At 70.4% G+C, this 18,837-nt stretch carries 20 protein-coding genes; 11 read left to right on the forward strand and 9 right to left on the reverse strand.

The window, feature by feature from the left end; all coding sequences use genetic code 11:
- Nucleotides 1–9 precede the first annotated feature (9 nt).
- Together ABZ622_RS03415 and ABZ622_RS03420 are read left to right on the forward strand one after the other, a co-directional pair.
- Nucleotides 10–684, forward strand: a complete 675-nt coding sequence (locus ABZ622_RS03415) for a response regulator transcription factor (RefSeq protein WP_360539851.1) — start codon at nucleotides 10–12, stop codon at nucleotides 682–684.
- Between the two features lie 38 nt (nucleotides 685–722).
- Nucleotides 723–2,096 carry an ATP-binding protein gene (locus ABZ622_RS03420; RefSeq protein WP_360539853.1) on the forward strand — a complete coding sequence of 458 codons (1,374 nt, stop codon included), beginning with the start codon at nucleotides 723–725 and terminating at the stop codon, nucleotides 2,094–2,096.
- Here ABZ622_RS03420 and ABZ622_RS03425 read toward each other — a convergent pair.
- The 3 genes from ABZ622_RS03425 to ABZ622_RS03435 form a co-directional block, all read right to left on the reverse strand.
- Complete coding sequence (locus tag ABZ622_RS03425; protein ID WP_360539855.1) at nucleotides 2,077–2,922, reverse strand: hypothetical protein; 846 nt, start codon at nucleotides 2,920–2,922, stop codon at nucleotides 2,077–2,079. The two genes, ABZ622_RS03420 and ABZ622_RS03425, sit on opposite strands and share 20 nt — an antisense overlap.
- A gap of 228 nt (nucleotides 2,923–3,150) precedes the next feature.
- A complete protein-coding gene (locus ABZ622_RS03430; protein WP_360539857.1) occupies nucleotides 3,151–3,384 on the reverse strand; it encodes a hypothetical protein in 234 nt (77 codons plus the stop codon).
- The gene (locus tag ABZ622_RS03435; protein ID WP_360539859.1) at nucleotides 3,374–3,622 is read right to left on the reverse strand and encodes a hypothetical protein; all 249 of its coding nucleotides are present in this window, start codon (nucleotides 3,620–3,622) and stop codon (nucleotides 3,374–3,376) included. The genes ABZ622_RS03430 and ABZ622_RS03435 overlap by 11 nt, the downstream gene beginning before the upstream one ends.
- A gap of 114 nt (nucleotides 3,623–3,736) precedes the next feature.
- Here ABZ622_RS03435 and ABZ622_RS03440 point away from each other — a divergent pair, with 114 nt between their 5' ends.
- Both ABZ622_RS03440 and ABZ622_RS03445 read left to right on the forward strand, forming a co-directional pair.
- The gene (locus ABZ622_RS03440) at nucleotides 3,737–4,579 is read left to right on the forward strand and encodes a helix-turn-helix transcriptional regulator (RefSeq protein ID WP_360539861.1); all 843 of its coding nucleotides are present in this window, start codon (nucleotides 3,737–3,739) and stop codon (nucleotides 4,577–4,579) included.
- Nucleotides 4,560–4,826: a DUF397 domain-containing protein gene (locus tag ABZ622_RS03445; RefSeq protein WP_360539863.1), complete on the forward strand. Its 267-nt coding sequence runs from the start codon at nucleotides 4,560–4,562 to the stop codon at nucleotides 4,824–4,826. The genes ABZ622_RS03440 and ABZ622_RS03445 overlap by 20 nt, the downstream gene beginning before the upstream one ends.
- A 21-nt stretch (nucleotides 4,827–4,847) precedes the next feature.
- On the opposite strand, the gene ABZ622_RS03450 is transcribed toward ABZ622_RS03445, so the two are convergent.
- On the reverse strand, nucleotides 4,848–5,381 hold the full coding sequence (locus tag ABZ622_RS03450) for an SMI1/KNR4 family protein (protein WP_360539865.1): 534 nt from the start codon (nucleotides 5,379–5,381) through the stop codon (nucleotides 4,848–4,850).
- Nucleotides 5,382–5,589: 208 nt separating this feature from the next.
- On the opposite strand from ABZ622_RS03450, the gene ABZ622_RS03455 reads away from it, so the two are divergent.
- The gene (locus ABZ622_RS03455; protein WP_360539867.1) at nucleotides 5,590–7,203 is read left to right on the forward strand and encodes an adenosine deaminase; all 1,614 of its coding nucleotides are present in this window, start codon (nucleotides 5,590–5,592) and stop codon (nucleotides 7,201–7,203) included.
- Nucleotides 7,204–7,655: 452 nt separating this feature from the next.
- A complete protein-coding gene (locus ABZ622_RS03460; protein WP_360539869.1) occupies nucleotides 7,656–8,273 on the forward strand; it encodes a hypothetical protein in 618 nt (205 codons plus the stop codon).
- A gap of 31 nt (nucleotides 8,274–8,304) precedes the next feature.
- Here the strand turns inward: ABZ622_RS03460 and ABZ622_RS03465 are convergent, their stop codons facing one another.
- Nucleotides 8,305–8,889 (reverse strand): TetR family transcriptional regulator, encoded by a 585-nt coding sequence (locus ABZ622_RS03465; protein WP_360539871.1) that lies wholly within the window; start codon nucleotides 8,887–8,889, stop codon nucleotides 8,305–8,307.
- Between the two features lie 112 nt (nucleotides 8,890–9,001).
- Between ABZ622_RS03465 and ABZ622_RS03470 the strand changes: the two genes are divergently transcribed.
- Together ABZ622_RS03470 and ABZ622_RS03475 are read left to right on the forward strand one after the other, a co-directional pair.
- Nucleotides 9,002–10,192 (forward strand): cytochrome P450, encoded by a 1,191-nt coding sequence (locus ABZ622_RS03470; RefSeq protein WP_360539873.1) that lies wholly within the window; start codon nucleotides 9,002–9,004, stop codon nucleotides 10,190–10,192.
- A gap of 5 nt (nucleotides 10,193–10,197) precedes the next feature.
- Nucleotides 10,198–10,416, forward strand: a complete 219-nt coding sequence (locus tag ABZ622_RS03475; RefSeq protein ID WP_360539875.1) for a ferredoxin — start codon at nucleotides 10,198–10,200, stop codon at nucleotides 10,414–10,416.
- Nucleotides 10,417–10,569: 153 nt separating this feature from the next.
- On the opposite strand, the gene ABZ622_RS03480 is transcribed toward ABZ622_RS03475, so the two are convergent.
- Nucleotides 10,570–11,025, reverse strand: a complete 456-nt coding sequence (locus tag ABZ622_RS03480; RefSeq protein ID WP_360539877.1) for a MerR family transcriptional regulator — start codon at nucleotides 11,023–11,025, stop codon at nucleotides 10,570–10,572.
- Nucleotides 11,026–11,049: 24 nt separating this feature from the next.
- Here ABZ622_RS03480 and ABZ622_RS03485 point away from each other — a divergent pair, with 24 nt between their 5' ends.
- A complete protein-coding gene (locus ABZ622_RS03485; protein ID WP_360539879.1) occupies nucleotides 11,050–12,519 on the forward strand; it encodes an MFS transporter in 1,470 nt (489 codons plus the stop codon).
- Between the two features lie 94 nt (nucleotides 12,520–12,613).
- On the opposite strand, the gene ABZ622_RS03490 is transcribed toward ABZ622_RS03485, so the two are convergent.
- From ABZ622_RS03490 to ABZ622_RS03500, 3 genes are all read right to left on the reverse strand, one after another.
- Nucleotides 12,614–14,524: an ABC transporter permease gene (locus ABZ622_RS03490; protein WP_360539881.1), complete on the reverse strand. Its 1,911-nt coding sequence runs from the start codon at nucleotides 14,522–14,524 to the stop codon at nucleotides 12,614–12,616.
- A 228-nt stretch (nucleotides 14,525–14,752) separates the two neighbouring features.
- Nucleotides 14,753–15,181 carry a hypothetical protein gene (locus ABZ622_RS03495; RefSeq protein ID WP_360539883.1) on the reverse strand — a complete coding sequence of 143 codons (429 nt, stop codon included), beginning with the start codon at nucleotides 15,179–15,181 and terminating at the stop codon, nucleotides 14,753–14,755.
- 206 nt (nucleotides 15,182–15,387) lie between these two features.
- Nucleotides 15,388–15,852: a hypothetical protein gene (locus tag ABZ622_RS03500; protein WP_360539885.1), complete on the reverse strand. Its 465-nt coding sequence runs from the start codon at nucleotides 15,850–15,852 to the stop codon at nucleotides 15,388–15,390.
- A 568-nt stretch (nucleotides 15,853–16,420) separates the two neighbouring features.
- On the opposite strand from ABZ622_RS03500, the gene ABZ622_RS03505 reads away from it, so the two are divergent.
- Both ABZ622_RS03505 and ABZ622_RS03510 read left to right on the forward strand, forming a co-directional pair.
- Complete coding sequence (locus tag ABZ622_RS03505; RefSeq protein WP_360539887.1) at nucleotides 16,421–17,254, forward strand: hypothetical protein; 834 nt, start codon at nucleotides 16,421–16,423, stop codon at nucleotides 17,252–17,254.
- A gap of 182 nt (nucleotides 17,255–17,436) precedes the next feature.
- Entirely contained in the window at nucleotides 17,437–18,678 is a 1,242-nt protein-coding gene (locus tag ABZ622_RS03510) for a hypothetical protein (RefSeq protein WP_360539889.1), read from the forward strand.
- The last annotated feature ends 159 nt before the right edge of the window (nucleotides 18,679–18,837 follow it).

Raw genomic sequence — 18,837 nt, forward strand, 5'->3', positions numbered from 1 at the left:
ACTGGCCGGGTGACCCCAGCACGCATTCTTGTCGTCGAGGACAACCACGGCCTGCGCGACGTCCTGGCCCGTGGCCTGCGCGACGAGGACTTCGACGTCGTGACCGCCGCCGACGGCGCCACCGCTCTGAAGGCGGTCGACGCGTCGGTGCATGCGGTCGTGCTCGATGTGGGGCTCCCGGACTCGGACGGACGGGATGTGTGCCAGGCGATGCGCGGTGCGGGGTTCACCGTTCCGGTGATCTTCCTGACGGCCCACGGCAATCTCACGGACCGGCTCTCCGGCTTCGCCTCCGGGGGCGACGACTACCTGGTCAAGCCGTTCCACCTCAGCGAGCTCGCGGCCCGCGTCCGCGCGGTCCTGAACCGTGCCGGGCACCGCGGCAGCACCCTCGCCGACAGTGCGGGCGCGCTGCGGCTGAACCCGGTACGGCACGAGCTGACGGTCCACGGCCGCCCCGTGGCCCTGACCCCGACCGAGTTCCGCCTGCTGGCGTGCCTGATGGCGGACCCCGGCTCCGTGGTGCGTCGCCGGACGCTGCTGCGGGCGGGATGGCCGGAAGGGGCGCAGGTCAGCGACAACACCCTGGACCAGTACCTGGCTCGCCTGCGCCGCAAGCTCCGGGAGTCGGACAGCCCCCGGGGCATCGCCACGGTCCGGGGCGTCGGCTACCGCTTCGACTGAGGTCCGATGAGCCGAAGCCCCGACGAACCGATGAGCCGATGAACCGCCACTTCACCCCTCGGACCCTCCGCGGCCGCCTCGCCCTGATGGCCCTCGCCACCGGCGCGCTGTGGATCGGTGTCCTGACCACCGTCTTCAACCTCGCCCTCGACAAGCGGCTGCACGGCCAGGCCGACGATGTCCTGCGCACCCGCGCCGAGGCCGTGGCGGCGACCGTGGACGTACGCCGGGACGGCCGGCTCGTCGTCCGGGAACCGGCCGAGGACCAGGCCCTGGACGCCGGCGTCTGGATCTTCCAGGGCGGCACGGTCATCGAGAAGCCCCCCAGCGCACCCGCTGGCCTGGAGGCGCAAGCGGCCCGGCTCGCCGGCCGGGGCGAGACCTTCGCCGACACCGGGGGCCCCGGCTCGTGGCGGCTGTACGCCTTCCCCGTCGACACCCCCGCCCGGAAGGGGCACCCGCCCGTCCGGGCCGGTACCGTCGTCAGCTCCGTGAGCCTCGACCCCTACCGCAGCACTGCGGACACCGCCCTGATCGGCTCGATCGCCCTGGCCGTGCTCCTGCTCGCCACCATCTATCTCCTGACCCGCCTCGTCGTACGGCGGGCCCTGCGCCCCGTGACCGCGATGAGCGAGCAGGCCACCCAGTGGAGCGCCGCGGGTGCCCCGGAACGGTTCGGCGCCGAGGGCAGGCCCGCCGAACTCGCCACGTTCGCCACCAGCCTGGACGCACTGCTGGACCGGCTGGCCGCGGTCCTGCGCCACGAGCAGCAGCAGGCCGCCGAGCTGTCCCACGAGCTGCGCACCCCGCTCGCCAGGATCACCGCCGAAACCGAGTGGCTCACCGGACGGCCGCGCACCACCGAACAGCAGGAGACCTCCCTGGCGGCCATCGCGGGCGCCGCGGCGACCATGCAGCAGATCTGCGACTCGCTGCTCTCGGAGGTCCGTACCCGCAACGCGCTGACCCCCGGCCGCTCCCGCTTCCCCGACATCGCGCACCGCCTGGCGCAGCGCTGCGCGGCCCAGTTCCCCGAAGCCCCACCGGTGACCGTCGGTGCGGACGGCGCGCAGGACGTGACCATCGGCGTCTCGGAGGACGTCGCCGAACGCATCCTGACGCCGCTGCTGGACAACGCCCGCCGCTACGCGAACCAGTCGGTCACCCTCGCCTGCGCACCGGGCGCGGGCGAGATCACGCTGTACGTGTCCGACGATGGCCCCGGCGTCCCGCCGGACTTCGTCGACTCGCTCTTCGAACCCGGCCGTCGTGCCCGCCCCGAGGACGGACACGACGGCGCGGGACTCGGTCTGGCCCTGGCCCGCCGGCTGGCCAGGGCCGCGGGCGGCGACATCACGCTGGACGCCACCGCCCCCGGCGCACGCTTCGCCGTCACCCTTCCTGCGGGATGACTCCCCGCGCGCCAGCCGCCTCCAGGGGGTCGTCCTCCGCCACATCGCGCCGGGTCCGGGTCAGAAAGACGACGAGACCGAGGATGACGAGGAGGAACAGGATGCTGGTGCCGACCGTGCCCAGTCCGAGACCACCGTCCGCGGTGGGCTGCGACAGGTAGTCCCCCAGTGAAGCGCCGAGCGGCCGGGTCAGGACGTACGCGATCCAGAACGACCACACCGCGTTGAAGTCGAGCGTGCGGTGAGCGAGAGCGACGGCCCCGATCAGCGCCGCGAACACGAGTGCGGAGAACCAGTACCCCAGGTTCAGTTTCTCCGCCGTCAGGTCGCCGGCGGACGTGCCCAGGGCGAACGTGAACAGGATCGCCAGCCAGTAGAACGCCTCGCGCCGCGTCGTCCGGATCGAGTGGATCGACAGCGTCCGCTCGCTCGCGTACCAGGCGAAGAACGTGACGGCGAGCGCCACCGCGAACACCACGGTCGTGGTCTGGAGCGGAACGCCGAGGTTGTCGGTGAGGTTGTCGCTGATCAGCGTGCCGACCACGCTGATCAGGACCACGGACAGCCAGTACAGCCCCGGTACGTAGGAGCGCGCCCGGAACTGGAAGACAAGGGTGACGACCAGCAGCGCACTCATCAGGTACGAGGTGTTGGTCAGCCCCATGCCCAGGTTGTCGTTGAGCAGATCGGCCGCGGTCTCACCCACGGTGGTGCACAGCACCTTGATCACCCAGAAGTAGAGGGTCACCTCCGGGACCTTGTTCAGCGCGTGCCGCGCCCGGGAGCGCCCGCCGGGCGCGCAGGTGTCCGTCATGTCGGTTGTCATGGAACGGCACGTTGGCAGGGGCTCCCTGAAATTTTCCTGACTGCGCTCCACCGGCCCGGGAGCGTCTCGACGAGGCAGACGGCGCCTGCCTGCCCGGCCTCGCCCGGAGGCCCTGCTCCGCAGCCGGCGTCGACCGGACCTCATCGGCCCGATCGAAAGGCGGCACCCGGCCCGGGTGTCGCCCTTCCGTGTATCCAAAGCCGAGTCACACCCGGCGCAACGACGCCTTCACGGCAGCCTCCCCTCCCTGTTGACCTCCCTTACCCGGGCCCGCAACACCTCCCGCAGCGGCGCCGGGCGCACCGACTCCGGCGGGCAGTCCCACTCCGCCCCTCCGCCCGGCGCCCGCAGTTGTACGTACGGTCCGACGCGCCCCATCACGCGCCCCACCCGCCCGTCCCGGGTGTCCACCGCGAACGAACCCGGCTCCGGCGCACACGACTCGAGCCCTTCACCTTTCATGGCCGGCCAGCCCCTGCGCCTCCAGCACCACGCTCAACCGCAGCACCGTGTCGAGATTGCACCGGCCGAGGTCGACCAGCGGCGACACCGGGTCGCTCCCCGCACACGACACCGGGTCGATCCGCAGCGACGGCATCGTGATCCCGACACCCGAGAAACCCTCCTTCAACCGCGCCACCGCATCCTCCGCTGCCCGCACTCTGCCCTCCGCCGCCACGCGCCGTTCCTTGATCGTCATGATCCATACCTTTCCACTCTGAGTAATGACAATGCATACCCAGCGTGTCCAACGCGTCGCTAACCTGGAAGAGGCGCATAACCAACAACCGCACATGTGTCACAGGGAGTTGTCATGCCGGGGCCCAAGAAGCTCGATCCGTCCTCCTCGCCACGCGCCTTGCTCGGCGCGGAACTCCGCCATCGGCGGGAGGGCGCGGGCTTATCGCAGGACGAGCTGGGCCAGCCGCTGTTCGTGAGCGGATCGTTCATCGGACAACTGGAGTCCGGTACACGCCGGATGCAGTTGGACCAGGCCCAGAAGCTGGACGAGGTCCTGAAGGCGGACGGGTTCTTCGTCCGCAACTGCGCCGCCCTGAAGAAGTCGAAGTACCCGGATCACTTCGCGGAGGCGGCCGACGCGGAGGCTCTCGCGGAGACGATCAGGGAGTACGCGCCGCAGCTGATCCCCGGGCTGTTGCAGACAGAGGCGTACGCCCGCGCAGTGATCCGTGCCTACCAACCGACGGCTCCGGAGGACGTCATCGACGACCTGGTCGCGGCACGGCTGGAGCGGGCGCGGGTTCTCGCCGACCCAACAACGCCCATGTTCTGGGCAGTTCTCGACGAGACGGTGCTACGCCGAGTGGTCGGCGGTCCGGCGGTGATGGCAGAGGCGCTCCGCCACATCCTGAAGCTCGCCCGCGAACACCGGATCATCGTGCAGGTGCTGCCGTTCAACGCGGGTGCCCACATGGCCATGGAAGGCCAGCTCAAGCTGATGTCCTTCCGGGACGCGCCGCCACTCGCGTACCTCCAGAGCCTCGGTTCAGGGACGTTGCACGACGATCCGGCGACCGTCAGACACTACGAACTGACCTACGATCTGGTGGTGGCCAGCGCATTGTCACCCCAGGCGTCCCTAGCCCTGATCGAGTCGGTGGCGGAGGATTACGCTCATGAAGATCAGCAGTTCTGACTACGACCTTTCCGCCGCGACTTGGCACAAGTCCTCCTACAGCGGGGGCAGCGGCGGCGACTGCCTCGAAGTCGCGACCTGGCGAAAGTCCACGTACAGCGGCGGCGATGGCGGCAACTGCCTCGAAGTCGCCGACGGCCACCCCGGCATCGTCCCCGTCCGCGACTCCAAGGTGACCGACGGCCCGACGCTCATGTTCCGCACCGCCGCCTGGACGTCGTTCGTAGCGGACCTCAAGAACGCGTAGGACGTCCGACAACCGGTTTCGCTACCAGGATTTGCCGTCGGCCCAGTGCTTCACCCAGGCGGCGAAACCGGATCCGTCCCCGGAAGATCCGTCCCCGGAGAAGGGGTAGGCCCCCTCGCCACTGATCCACCAGACGTGCCCGCGCTGCGGGCCGGTGACGATCAGGTGCCAGTACATGCCACACCCATCGGTGCCGAGCACGATCGAGCCATGATCGAAGATGGAGCCGGGAACGCCTTCATCCGGGTCCAGGTCCTCGTCCGTGTCCCAGATCCACGCCTTGGTGAGCGGGAACGGCAGGGCGAGCTGTCGTTCGTCGCGGCCGTCGCCCCAGTCGCGAGGCAGTTCGGCGAGCGGTATGAGGCCGAAGTCCGGCGGCCCCTGCTCGCAGCCGTCCGATATCTCCGCCACGCATGTGCGGTACGGCTCCGGCAGCACGATGCCGTGCTGGGCCTCGAAGGCCCATACCGCATCCCAGCCGCGCGGGGCGGCCCCGCTCTTGAACACGTCTCGGAGCAGGGCCAGTTCCGCCGGGTCGGCCTGATCAACATTCATGGAAAACAGATAACACCCCGCACTGACAACGCTCAGAAGTCCGGCGAACATCGCGACCCCGCCGGGCCGACCGCTCGGCACAATCCGCATGCCGTGACCCTCTGCGGCGAGGCCGGCAAGGAAGGGCTTCCACTCGATCGTGTAGACGTTTCAGGCCATATATACGGTTTGGGAGAGGAACGGGCCCGCCGGACGCAATCATTCGGCGGTGATCTCAACATTCCGGACGGCCAACCGTCCCAAGTCACTGCGCACGGCCGGGTTCGGCGCGCTCGCCGTACTGACTCTGCTCCCGGCGATCCCGGCCGCCGCCGCCTCCACCGCGAAGGACCCGTCGCCGCGGCCCGCAGCGCAGGCGCTGCACCGCCCCACGACCCCGGCCGAGGCCAGGACCTCCGCGCGCCTCGCCTCGTTGCAGGGCCGGCCGGAGCGGCTGAAGGCGTTCTTCAAGGCCCTGCCCAAGGGGGGTGACCTGCACAACCACCTGTCGGGTGCGGTCACCACCGAGTACCTGATCCAGCTCGCCGCCGAGGGCGGGCTGTGCATCGACGCGACGGACACCGCCGTGGCGCCGCCGTGCGGGCCGGGCACGCGGCCGGCGGCCGACGCGAAGCACGACGCCGCGTTCCGGCAGCGGATCATCCGGGCCTGGTCCATGCAGGACTTCCCGGCCGACCAGTCCGGGCACGACCACTTCTTCGACACGTTCGGCAAGTTCGGCATGGCCACCTGGTACACCCGCGGCAAGATGCTCGCGAATGTGGCCAACACCGTGGTCGAGCAGAACCAGTTCTACCTGGAGACCCTGGTCACCCCCGCTTCGGACGCCAGCAGGGCGCTCGCCGACAAGGTGGGTTACGACGCCGATTTCGCCGCTCTGCACCGCAAGCTCGTGGCCGGTGGCCAGCTCGACCGGGTGGTGGACGAGGCGGTCAAGGAGGCCGACGACACCGACGTACAGTTCCGGGCGGCCGCCCACTGCGACACGCACCGCCCCGACCCGGGCTGCAAGCTCCCCGTCAGGTGGATCTCCCAGGTGTCCCGGGGCAGTTCCCCGGTACGGGTGTTCACACAGATGGCGGTCGGCATGCGGCTGGCCGAGCGCGACCCGAGGTTCCTCGCGGTCAACCTCGTACAGCCGGAGGACGGCGAGAGCGCGCTGGCCAACTACAGCCTCCAGATGCGGATGCTGAAGTACCTGCGCGGCCAGTACCCGGACTCCCACCTCACCCTGCACGCCGGTGAGCTGGCCCCCGGTCTGGTCAAGCCCGAGGACCTGACCTTCCACATCCGCGAGGCCGTACTCGTCGCCGGCGCCGAGCGCATCGGTCACGGTGTGGACCTGGTCCACGAGGACGACTGGCGGCAGCTGGCCCGCACGATGGCGCGGCGCAATGTGGCCGTCGAGGTGCCGTTCTCCAGCAACAAGCAGATCCTCGGCATCGCGGGCGACGACCACCCGTTCAACGCCTACCGCCGCTACGGCGTCCCGATCGTGCTGGCCACCGACGACCCGGGCGTCTCCCGGATCGACATCAGCCACGAGTACCAGTACGCGGCCAAGACGTACGGGCTCAGCTACACCGAGCTGAAGGACCTGGCCCGTGCCTCGCTGGAGTACGCGTTCCGCGACGGCCGCAGCCTGTGGGCCACCGGCTCCGCCCCCACCGGCTACCGTCTGGTCCCCGCCTGCCAGGGCAACCGGCCGGGCACCGACCACCCGAGCACGCGCTGCGCCCGCTACCTCGCCGGCAACCCGAAGGCGGCGACCGAGTGGCGCCAGGAGGCGGCCTTCGCCGTCTTCGAGCGCAACAACCGCTGAGGCCCGGTAACCACCGAGGCGCAACAACCGCTGGGATCAGGACAACTGCCTGGAGCAGGACAACCGCCGGTAGCAGGACAACCGCTGAGGCGCGAGCCCCGCTGAGGCACGACGACCTCTGCGCCGGGCCCGGGGCTCAAGTCCCGGGCCCGACGCCCCGGCCCCGGCCCCGGCCCCGGACGTGCGACGTACGGCCTGGAACCTGGCCGCCACTCAGCGGCCCCGATCGCGGGAGTGCGTGTGGAACAGCCGATGGTCGACGAAGCCCTGGTCCCGTCCTACGAGTTGCCCGATCCTCTGGTCCGGGGCAACGGCGCCCACCGGCTGTTCCCGGCCGAGGGCGGCGGGCAGGGCGACGGACGGCGCACGTCCCACACCTGGGGCGCCTTGGGCGCCTGGGCCTGGGGCCTCTCCCGTGCCCTGGACCACTCGGAGACGCCCCCCGGTTCGCGATGGTCGTCAGCAACAACTCCGGTTGCGGCGGCGCGGCGCTGGCCAGGCGGACGTTCGGCGAGCGGATCACGGCCGTCAGTACCCGCTTCCCGCACTGGTCCAGCGTCAACCACCGGCGTTCCAACGGTGCCGAGGCCGAACTGCCGGTCGACCAGCACATGCTGCTGGCCCTGATCGCACCACGCCCGCTGCACGTGGCCGGTGCGACGGAGGACCCGTGGGCCGGCCCGCGCGGCGAATTCCTCGCGGCCCGTCACGCCGGACAGGTGTACCGGTTCCTGGTCGAGACCGGACTGCGCGACTCCGAGCCACAAACGGCGCCCGGCCCGGACGCGTCCGAGCCCCACGCGTCCGAGCCCCATGTGTCCGAGCCACAAACGGCGTCCGGCCCGCGCGCGTCCGAGCCACACACGCCCGGCCCGCACGCGCCCGAGCCACGCACCGAGGATGTCGCCGAGCCCGGCTTCCCGGCCCCGGACACCCCGCTCACCGGTGGCCGCATCGGCTACCACCTGCGATCCGGCGCCCATGACATCACCCCGTACGACTGGGACCGCTACCTGGACTTCGCCGACCGCAACCTGCTCACGCCCCGGGCCGGTCGGACGACGCCGTAGCACCAAAGCCTCGCCTCCCCCGGGCGCCCTCCTACTGCGGGGCTGACCAGAGATGGCCGAGCGTGCCGAGCACAAGGCGGCAGACCTCGTCCGGGTCGGCCCCGGCCAGGGGCTCCCGGGCGACGACCGTCCGCATCAGGCCGATTCCCAGCAGCCAGGCCATGGCAAGATCCGCGCGCAGCGCACCGTCCGGGGCTCCGGACAGCCCGGCCAGCGCGCTCTGGTACGCCTCGCCCAGCTCCCGCAAGGTTCCGGCCGCCTCGTCGCCCCGCCCGACCGACCGCAGATAGACCTCCAAGGAACGGTCCTCCGGGCCCTCCGCGCTCCGGGTCAGCATCGAACGCAGGGCTGTCTCGAACAGCTGCTCCGGCGGCGTCGTCCGCACCTGCTCCAGGCCGCCGAGCGCGACGACTTCCGTGAGCAAACCCCGTTTCGAGCCGAAGTACCTGAACAGCAGGGCCTGGTTGACACCGGCTCGCGCCGCGATGACCCGGACCGTGGTCCCCTCGTAACCCCGCTCCGCGAACAGGTCCCGGGCCGCCTCCAGCAACCGGCGGCGAGTGGCCGCGGCGTCCCGGCGGCGCTCTTCGGACTGCGGGGCGGAAGCGGACTCCATGGCGGCATTCCTCTCGAACGGCCCGTCAGGATAACGGCCGTAAAGCGTCGTTGACTCCCCACGAAGGCCACTCCTACCGTTGTAAGCAGCTGCTTACATCCGGGAGGCCGCAGTGACGACCGCAGACATCGCACCCCTCGCCTACCCCTTCAACACCCCCGACGGACTCCAGCTCGCCGACGCCTACGAGCAGGTACGCGAACGGCCGGGGCTCTTACGGGTCCAGCTGCCGTACGGCGAACCGGCCTGGCTCGTCACCCGCTACACCGACGCCCGGCTCGTCCTGGGCGACCAGCACTTCAGCCGGGCCGCCGCGGCCTCGCACGACGAGCCCCGGCAGTCCGAGGGGCAGCGCGACGGGGGCATCCTCGGCATGGATCCGCCGGACCACACCCGGCTGCGCTCGCTGGTCGCCAAGGCGTTCACCGTCCGCCAGGTCGAGAAGCTGCGCCCCCAGGTCCGGGAGCTGACCGCCGGCCTCCTCGACGGGATGGAGACGGCGGGGCCGCCCGCCGACCTGGTCGACCTGTTCGCGCTGCCGCTGCCGGTCGCCGTGATCTGCCGGATGCTGGGCGTGCCCACCGAGGACCGGCCGCGCTTCCGGGTATGGAGCGACGACGCACTGTCGACCAGCTCCCTCACCGCCGAGGAGTTCGACGCGAGCCGCGACGAACTGCGCGCCTACATGGCCGGGTTGATCGACCAGCACCGCCACGCACCGCAGGACGACCTGATGACCGCACTCATCGAGGCCCGGGACGGCGGCGACCGGCTCTCCGAGCTCGAACTCGTCGATCTGTGCGTGGGCATCCTGGTCGCGGGCCACGAGACCACCGCCTCGCAGATCCCCAACTTCGTCCTCACCCTGCTCGACCACCCGGACCAGCTCGCCAGGCTCCGGGCCGAGCCGGAGCTCGTCCCGAACGCGGTGGAGGAGCTGCTGCGTTTCGTGCCCCTGGGCAGCGGCGCCGGTCAACCCCGTTACGCCACCGAGGACATCGAGGTCGGCGGGACCCTCGTCCGGGCCGGCAGCCCGGTCCTGGTCGCCGTCGGCGCCGCCAACCGCGACGCACTGCGGTTCTCCGCCCCCGGCGTCCTCGACATCGCCCGCGAGGGCAACCAGCACCTCGGATTCGGCCACGGCGTCCACCACTGTCTGGGCGCCCCACTGGCCCGGCTGGAGCTCCAGGAGGCAATGGCCGCCCTCATCACCCGCTTCCCGGACCTGCGGCTGGCCGGTGACGTGACCTGGAAGTCCGAGATGCTGGTACGCGGCCCGCGCGTGATGCCGGTGGAGTGGTGACCGCCATGGCCTGGAACGTACGCGTCGACCACCGGCTCTGCCAGGGTTCGGGCATGTGCGCCGGGACCGTCCCCGAGGTGTTCGCCCTGGACGGCGAGCACGCCCGTGCCCGCTCCGAGGGCATCGAGCCGGACGAACGGGTCCTGGACGCCGCCGACATCTGCCCGGCCCTGGCGATCACCGTCCACGACGGGAACACCGTCATCGGCCCCCGCCGCGACTGACCGGACCGGCCGGGCCCGGAGCTCAGGCCCCGGGCCCGGGGCTCAGCCCCACGACCTGGGAGCTCAGGCCCCGGCCCGGAGCTCAGCTCTCGGGCCCGGAGTTCGAGCCCCGGGCCCGAAGTACGGGCCCCGGGCCCGGTGGGTTGCGGGTGCTCAGCGATCGGCCGGGGTGTGGGCGGGTGCCCACAGACGGTCGGCGTCACCGGCGGCGAGCCGGCCCCGGTAGATGTCGACCTTGTGGGCGATGAGTTTCAGGTTCTCCTGGAGCTCGGCGATCCTGGCCAGCACCTGGTCCTGGTGCGATTCGAGCAGGTCCAGCCGCTGGTCCTCGTTGCCTCGGCCCGCCGCGACGAGTTCGGCGTAGCGCCGGATTCCCTTGATGGGCATGCCGGTCGCCCGGAGCCTGGTGCAGATGTGGATCCACTGCAGGTCGAACTCGCGGTAGCGGCGTCGGCCGCCATGGGTTCGGCCGACGGGGTAGACGACCAGGCCGGCGCGTTCGTAGTAGCGCAGGGTGTGTGCGCTCACTCCGGTACGGCGGGCAGCCTCGGCGATGCTCAGCCCCGACTCGGGTACGGGTTCGGGAAGTTGCTGGTTGACTTCGACCACGCTCTCAAATCTAGCGTCCCGGGCATGCCCGAATCCGTGCCCGTACTCAGTCCACGCCGTCGGCTCCTGGTTCTCGCGATCTGCTGCGCGAGCGTGATCGTCGTGGTGATGGACATTTCCGTCGTCAACGTCGCCCTGCCGTCGATCCACCGCGACCTGCGGGCCTCGGTGTCCGGCCTGCAGTGGACGGTCGACGCGTACACCCTGGTGCTGGCCGGCTTCCTGGTGGCGGCCGGGTCCGCCGCGGACCGGTTCGGCCGTCGGCGCGTCTTCCAGGCCGGCCTTGTCGCCTTCGGGCTCGGCTCGCTGCTGTGCGGCCTGGCGCCGAGCATCGGCTGGCTGATCGCGGCGCGTGCGCTGCAGGCCGTCGGCGGCACGATGCTGAATCCGGTGGCGATGGCGATAGTCGCCACCACGTTTCCCGAACCGGCTTCGCGGGCCAGGGCCATCGGTGTGTTCGGCTCGATGACCGGCCTGTCGCTGGTACTGGGGCCGATCTTCGGCGGCGCCCTGGTCGACGGCTTCGGCTGGCACTCCGTCTTCTGGGTCAACGTGCCGATCGTGGCCGCCGCGATCGTGTGCACCGCGTTGTACGTGCCCGAGTCCCGGGCCCCCCGGGTACGCCGGTTCGACCCGGTCGGCCAGATCCTGGTGATCCTCGTCCTGGGTGGCGTCGTCCTCGCGATCACCGAGTCCCGGGGATCGGGCTGGACCTCGCCGTTCGTCCTCGGCCTGCTCGCCGTCTCCTTCCTCGGCGGGCCGGCCCTCCTCCGCTACGAATCGCGCCGCGTCGACCCGCTGTTGGAGCTGCGCCTGTTCCGCAGCGTGCCGTTCGGCTCGGCGATCCTGATGGCGCTCTTCGCCCTGTGCGGGTTCAGCGCCTTCCTCTTCATGACCACCCAGTACCTGCAGAACGTGCGTGGCATGTCGGCGCTCGCGGCCGGACTGTGCCTGCTCCCGGTCGGGGCGCTGGTCGTTGTGGTCTCGCCGTTCACCGGCCGGCTGGTCGGTGAGCGCGGCCCCAGAATGCCGCTGGTGGTCGCCGGGTGTGCGCTGGCGCTGGGCGGCGGCGCATCGCTCCGGCTCACACCGGACACCCCGTTGCCGGCCGTGCTCGCGGTCTACCTGCTGTTCGGCGTCTTCCTGAGCACCGTGAACCCGCCGATCACCAACACCGCGGTCTCCGGAATGCCCCGCTCGATGGCCGGGGTGGCCACCTCGCTGGCCTCCGCCGGCCGGCAGACCGGCACCACTCTGGGCGTCGCCGTCTCCGGAACGATCGCGGGACCGGCGTTGACCGACGGCGGGGCGGCGTTCGTCGGCGCGGAGCACGGTGTGTGGTGGATGGTGCTCGGGCTGGGCGTCGGCATCGCGGCCCTGGGGCTGTTCAGCACCGGGCACCGGGCCTTGGGCACCGCCGGGCGAGCGGCGGCACTGTTCGAGGAGGTGGACCGCGGCACGGGCCTTCGAACCACCCCTGCCGACCGCCGGTGACCGGCAGAGCGGCACAGCACGGTCGGACGGCGTCGAAGACCGCCAGGAGGACCGGAAACATCCCGGCCCAGGAGTCCGGGCCCCTCACCGCGGATCAGTCCCGCCGGATCAGCTCGGGGTTCACCCGGCGCCCCACCAACGGCAACGCCCCGACCGCCGCGACCACCACCACGCCCAACGCCGAGAGCAGCAGCAACGGAATGCCCTCTCCGTCCCAGAAAACCGCACCGCCACCGGTGATCAGATAGCTGGACTCGGTGAGCTTCCCGGTCACCAGCGCAAGCAGCAGCCCCACCGCCAGCGGGAGCACCACCTGGGCGCACTGGACCGCACGCAGCGTCCGGGGGCGGGCGCCGAGCAGGGTGAGCGCGGTGACCTGGGCTCTGCGTTCGACGGCCCGGTCGGTCACGGACACCAGGTAGGCGGCAACGCCGATCACCAGCCCCAACACCATCCCGGCCCCGAGCAACGCCTTGACGACCGCGATCTGCTGCATGCCCTCGACGTTCGTACCCACCAGATCGACCGTGGCAGTGGGCGCGATCCCTCCGATGCCATCGAGCACCTCACGCACGACCGCCGGGTCCGGACTGCTGGTCAGAACGAGTGTGGAACTGTCCGGCCGAGCGCCTTTGGGCAACATCGACGGGGGCACCAAGATGTCCGAGTCCACGGCTGACAGCGCATGGGCGTGGAAGTGGACCTCCTGACGCGGAACGGTGAAGGCCACGGACCTCTGCCGTGAGCCCTGCCGGAACCGGAAGGGGTACACCTCGCCGGGCCGGTTCGCCTCGGGCGGTAGACCGACCCGCGTGAGCCGCATGACCCTTCCGTCCACACACCCCGCGGTATCGATCACCGCCTCGGAGAGCTGTGCGCAGGTGGCCACCGTGGCGGAAATCTCCGGCGGAGGCTCATCCAGGTTCGGGTCGAACCAGGACCGCAGCTCAGTAACGCTTCCCTTCACACCGGGCAGGCGTGTCAGAGCCTTCTCGTCGACTGCGCCGATGCCATCCAGCAGGATGCGGTAGTCCTGCTGAACGGTGTTCGGACGGGACACCTGGTTCAACTCGACCAGCACGCCTTGGGCGAGAGAGGCGGCGAAGACCAGCAGCACCAGCCCGGAAGCGACCCTGAGCGCGCTGCCCGGCTCCACCTCGTTCCGGCGCATCGCGAGCCCGAGTGACAAGGAACCGGTAACGGCCGCCACTCGCCGTGAGAGCCGGTGACTGAGGATCGGAAGCGTCAACACCAGGCCGCCGCCGACCAGGACAACGGCGACGGGTACCAACAGAGCGGACACCGTCGTGTCGCGCGGCGGCCGGTCCAGGACACCGAGAACGCAGTACCCGACAACGATCCCCATGCCTGCGAACAGCAGCAGCGCACCCCAGGCCCGGGGCGGTTTCGCCACCGCGCTGCGCCGCGTAGCCAATGGATTCTCTGCTGTCCTGCCTGCCCCGGTCCTCCCCACGAACCACGCCAGCGCCGGGCAGCCGATGAGGCACACGGCCATCGTGGTGGCCGTGAGGGCGCCGTCGTCCACGTACCACTTCAGGCCGGGCAGCCCGACGCGGGCTACAAGCTGGTTCACGGCCCCGTACTCGGCGAGCCCGAGTGCCGCCCCGAACAGGGCGGCAACCACCGTCTCAGCGGCGTTCACCCGCTGAACGCCCTTGATGCTCAGACCGAGCAACCGCAGCGCCGCGAGACGACGGAGCCTTGTGGCCGCGGAAAGCCGGGCACACACGGAGAGGAAGACGGCCAGGGGCAGCAGAACCACGCCGGCCAGGGTGAAGCGGAGGATGTCGAGAGTCGACGGCTCGACGGCCGGGCTGTTGACGTATCTCTTCCCGAACCCGGCGACGCTCGTTCCTTCCGGAAGCTGATCGGAGCGCAGCCCGATGTATGCGAAAAGCTCGTTCGGATGCCCGAGGCCTTCGGGGCCGATCAGACCGTGCACCTTTCCCGGCAGCAGACCGCTCAGACCTGGCTCCCGGTCCAAGACTTCCTGCAATCGAGGCGAGACGAACACCACGCCGGGCCGGGGCACTTCGGGATCGCCACGACCTCACCGCGACTGACAGAGAGCCGAGCATCTCTGACCGCCAACGTGCTGCCGTAGGCGAGGTCGACGCCCTCGGCCGACAGAATCTCCGAACCACTGACCTGGTTGATCTGAACCCCCTCGGGAGAGCGGATCCAGGCGCTTCCGCCCGGCTCCTGGCAGTAGCTACTTCTTCTTGCTCGTGTAGTGCTTGGTCGGTGAGCAGTTGTCCGGACGGAGCGAACCGCGGTCACGGCATGCGCGGATGAAGGCCTGGCCGGTGTACTGGGCCGCACCGTCGAAGACGGTCTTGTGGAGATGAACTGTCTTCTTCTGCTTACCGTTGAAGCGATTCCAGCCGTACCCCTCGACACGCACCTGGGCGTACACGTTGTGGCCATCGCCCGCCTCGGTGTCCACGAGGTCGCCCTGCCATTCGAATCCTCCGTGATTCCGGCCCGCAGGATTGAAGCGGTATTTCGCCCCGGAGAGCTCTACGCCCGCGCTGTGCAGGCCCGTGATCTTCTGCCACCCGGCAGCCATTGCGGCCCCCGCCCCGCCGAAGAACAACCCGGCCGCGAGCACCGCACTCGCCACTGACTGCGACTTCCGCATTGCGCCTCCCGTTCGCCTCCCACCGGACCACCACACGACAGCCCGCGATTACAGAACGTAGCCGCACCTCGCACAGCAAATCCATCACTCTCCGTTACGTTCACCGCATCGAGTGGTTCCGGAGCGTGGTCACCAATGCGCCCCCACGGAGACGTGACCGGGCCCGGAGCTCAAGCCCCGGGCCCGGTCACGGAATGTGCGGCGGACTAGCCGAGCCGCTGCAGGATCCACTGGGGGCGGGCCTCGGGGAGCAGGACCGCACGGTCGCCCTGCGTGGTCAGGTAGCCCAGATCGCCCCGGCCGAGGGCGATGACGGCGGGCTCGCCGTCGCCCGTGTCCTGGATCGACCACTGGTCGGGCTGGTTGCCGCACCGGTCCACCCACACCGCCGGCGGGTAGATCCGGACCGGCGAAAGCGCCAGGCATCGGCCTTCGCCCCGCGCCTCGACGATCCGGGCCAGGCCGTTGCCCTGGTTCTGGATCTCCCACACGGTGCCGGGGTTGCACGGCTCGACGTGACCCCCGAGCGGGCCTTCGCCGCCCGCGAGACACGCGCCGCCGCGCACGTCACGGATGAAGTAGGAACCGTCGTCGGCGGCCTGGGCGGGGGTGGCGAGCGCCATGGCCGCGACGGCGGACACGGCGAGAGAAAGGATCGAACGGATACGCACGGGGATCCTCCGAGAAGTGCAGGAGAGCGGAAACGGGAAGGCGGGCCGACGGCCCGCAGGGTCAAGATCACAAGCACCCGCGTCCGACCGCACGCCCCCTGGCCCCGCGGCCCGCCTCTCCACCTCAACAGCAGGGGGCGCTCACGCATCACGGACAGCGCACTCCCCTCATTCGCGCGCCCCCGACGGAGTACGGATCACCCCCTGGTCACCCCCGGAGCTCAAGCCGCGAAGTCCGAGCGCTCTTTCCAAGGATGGGGAGGTGGGACACCTTCCACCCACCCCACCCGAGCGGCGAGTTGACTTTTCGTGACCGACTTGCCACATACGGTGGTGACGCTCTAGCGTTCCGAATGCAGGACACAACGCAGAACACTCCGCAGGCCCCTCCGCAGGTCACGAAGCGGAACACAAGACAAGACGCAGAACGGCCCCTGCCGGTGCTACCAACACCAAATCAGGGGCCTGACCACTTCGACCGCTTCCAAGGAGCGATCTGATGGCTGTCAGCCAGCTTAGTGCTACCCCGTGCGCGCCGCATGTATCACTGTCCGCACCCCCGCACCCGATGGCCAATCCGGGGTACGGCAAGCGTTCCGCGCCGGGTGAACATCCGGCGGCCGACCGCGAGTTCGGGCACCTTCCGCCGCGCGAGGCTTCCATCGCCGCGTACATCGACCGGCTGCCCGAGGGCGCCGACATCTCCGTGAAGACGCTGGCCAAACACCTCCCGTACGGGCAGTGCGCGCTGCGCACCGCCCTCAACAGGCTCCAGGACGCCGGGCATCTGCGGCGCGGCAGCGAATGCGTCGCCAATGACGAGGTGCTGCTCTGGGTGACCCGGACGTTCTTCTCCCGGACCGCGAGGGACGACGAGTGGTGGGCGGCGTTCACCCGGGGCGACGTACCACCCGAGCGGCCTCAACGCCCCACCCGCTCACGGGCGTTCATGCTCCTCGCCGCACTCGGACGCACCGCCCCCTCACTCACCCTGTCGGCGGCCGACTGCACCTCGCTGGAGCCGCAGGTCGACGCCTGGTTCGAGCGCGGCGCCACAGAACCGGAGCTCCTGCACGCCCTCACCGACGGGCTGCCCACCCCCGTCCACCACGCGGCAGCCCTCGTCCGCAGGCGGCTCGCGGACAAAATGCCACCCGAACGAGTCACCCCGACGCACCAGCGAACGGTGTTGCGCACCCTCGAATGCAGCGAGTGCCGCACACCGGGCAGCGCGGAAGCCCTGATCGGCGGCAGGTGCAGGCCGTGCCGGGGTGAAGAGATCGCCGCACCGGCCGGACCGAGCGGAGCCGTACCGGCGGACGGCGTGCGCAGCCGGATGGACGACGTACGGGCCGGACTGGCCCGACGAACCGTGCGGACGGTCCGCCCGGCCAAACAGTAGGGCCGGTCCGCCCGGCAAAGCAGCAGGACCCATCCGCCCGCCCAAGTCGTAGAACCAGGCCGCCCGATGTCCGAAACCGGCTCCCACCTGGGGGTGGTTTGATCCGCATTCCCCACCGGCCGACTACTCCGCGTGTTCCTCTTGGCACCGACTGTTACGAATCACCCAAAGGGGAACGAACCATGTCCGAACCCACCCACGAGCAGATCGTCTCCGGGCTCCAGGACCGGCCCGCCATCGCGCTGGCCCCCGGCCCCCGCCTGGACGCCGAGAGGCCCAGCTCCCTCCCGTTGCAGCCCAGCGAGGTGTGGGATCTGCCGGGCGGTACCGCCTGGGTCTATTACGGCGAGGGGAACACCGGTCTCGTGCGGCCGGTCATCTTCGCCGACGGTTTCAGCACCGGGCCGAGCGAGCTGGAATTCTCCTGGCAGATCATGGAGTTCGGCGACTACGCGCTCATCAGCGAGCTGCGCCGACGCGGCCACGACGTCGTCCTCCTCGGTTTCGACGACCGCAGTGCGTCGATTCTGGACAACTCCCGTACCGCACAGGCCGCGATCAGGCGGGCCATCGCGGAGCGCCTGGGCAACACTCCGTTGGCGGTCGGCGGGTTCAGCATGGGCGGGCTCGTCACCCGGCACGCGCTGGCCAAGATGGAGAGCCAGGGCATCGACCACGACACCGCGCTGTACTTCTCGTACGACAGCCCGCACCGGGGCGCCTGGATCCCGATCGCGCTCCAGGCGTTCGCGCACTACATCAAGGATCTCGACAGCAGGTTCTCCGACCAGATCAACAGCCCGGCCGCCCGCCAGCTGCTGTGGCGCCACATCGAGAAGTGGGACAGCGCGCCTGACCAGAGCGACGAGCGCGGCGCGTTCCTGGCGGAGATGCAGGCGGTCGGCGAATGGCCGCGCCGGCCCCGGCTGATCGGTGTCGCCAATGGCCGGGGCGACGGCGAGGGCACCGACGTACGGGCGGGCGAACTGGCGCTGGAGGGCAAGGGCCTGTCGGTCGTGGGCACCAAGCTCTACACCCAGGCGCCGGGCCCCGACGAGCTGGTGGCGAAGCTGCGGGTGGTGACGCTGAAGACCAACGAGGACCGTACGAAGGGGCTTCCGTCGATCGACGGCGCCCCCGGCGGCTCGCTGGAAGGCTTCGGCATCCTCGCCGACGGGCTCAACGCCCTCAACGCGATCCTCGGCTTCAAGACCGATGTGCGCATCCGGTCGCACTGCTTCGTACCGTCCGTCAGCGCGGTCGACGTCGCCGACCCGGACACGGACGAGAGCCTGTACCAGGACATCTCCTCGCTCCCGGAAGGCATCGGCGGGCTGGACGAGTTCAAGTTCGCTTCCCGGAACGAGGGACACACCCTGGTGACGGAGGAACTCTGCACCTGGCTGCTCGACCGCCTGCCGTAGCACGGCGCGTCGCCCTGACCGCCGTGCCCGCCCTGCCCCTTGTCTCATACCGGGGAGCCAGGGGGCTCATGACGGAATGGGGACTGCGGTGTCACGCGCTCACGATGCTCCGGCGGGCATCGTGGGTGCGCCCGCCGCAGACCTATGGGGAGCCCGGGC

This window comes from Streptomyces sp. NPDC007164 (genome assembly GCF_040634135.1).
GTDB lineage: Bacteria > Actinomycetota > Actinomycetes > Streptomycetales > Streptomycetaceae > Streptomyces > Streptomyces sanglieri.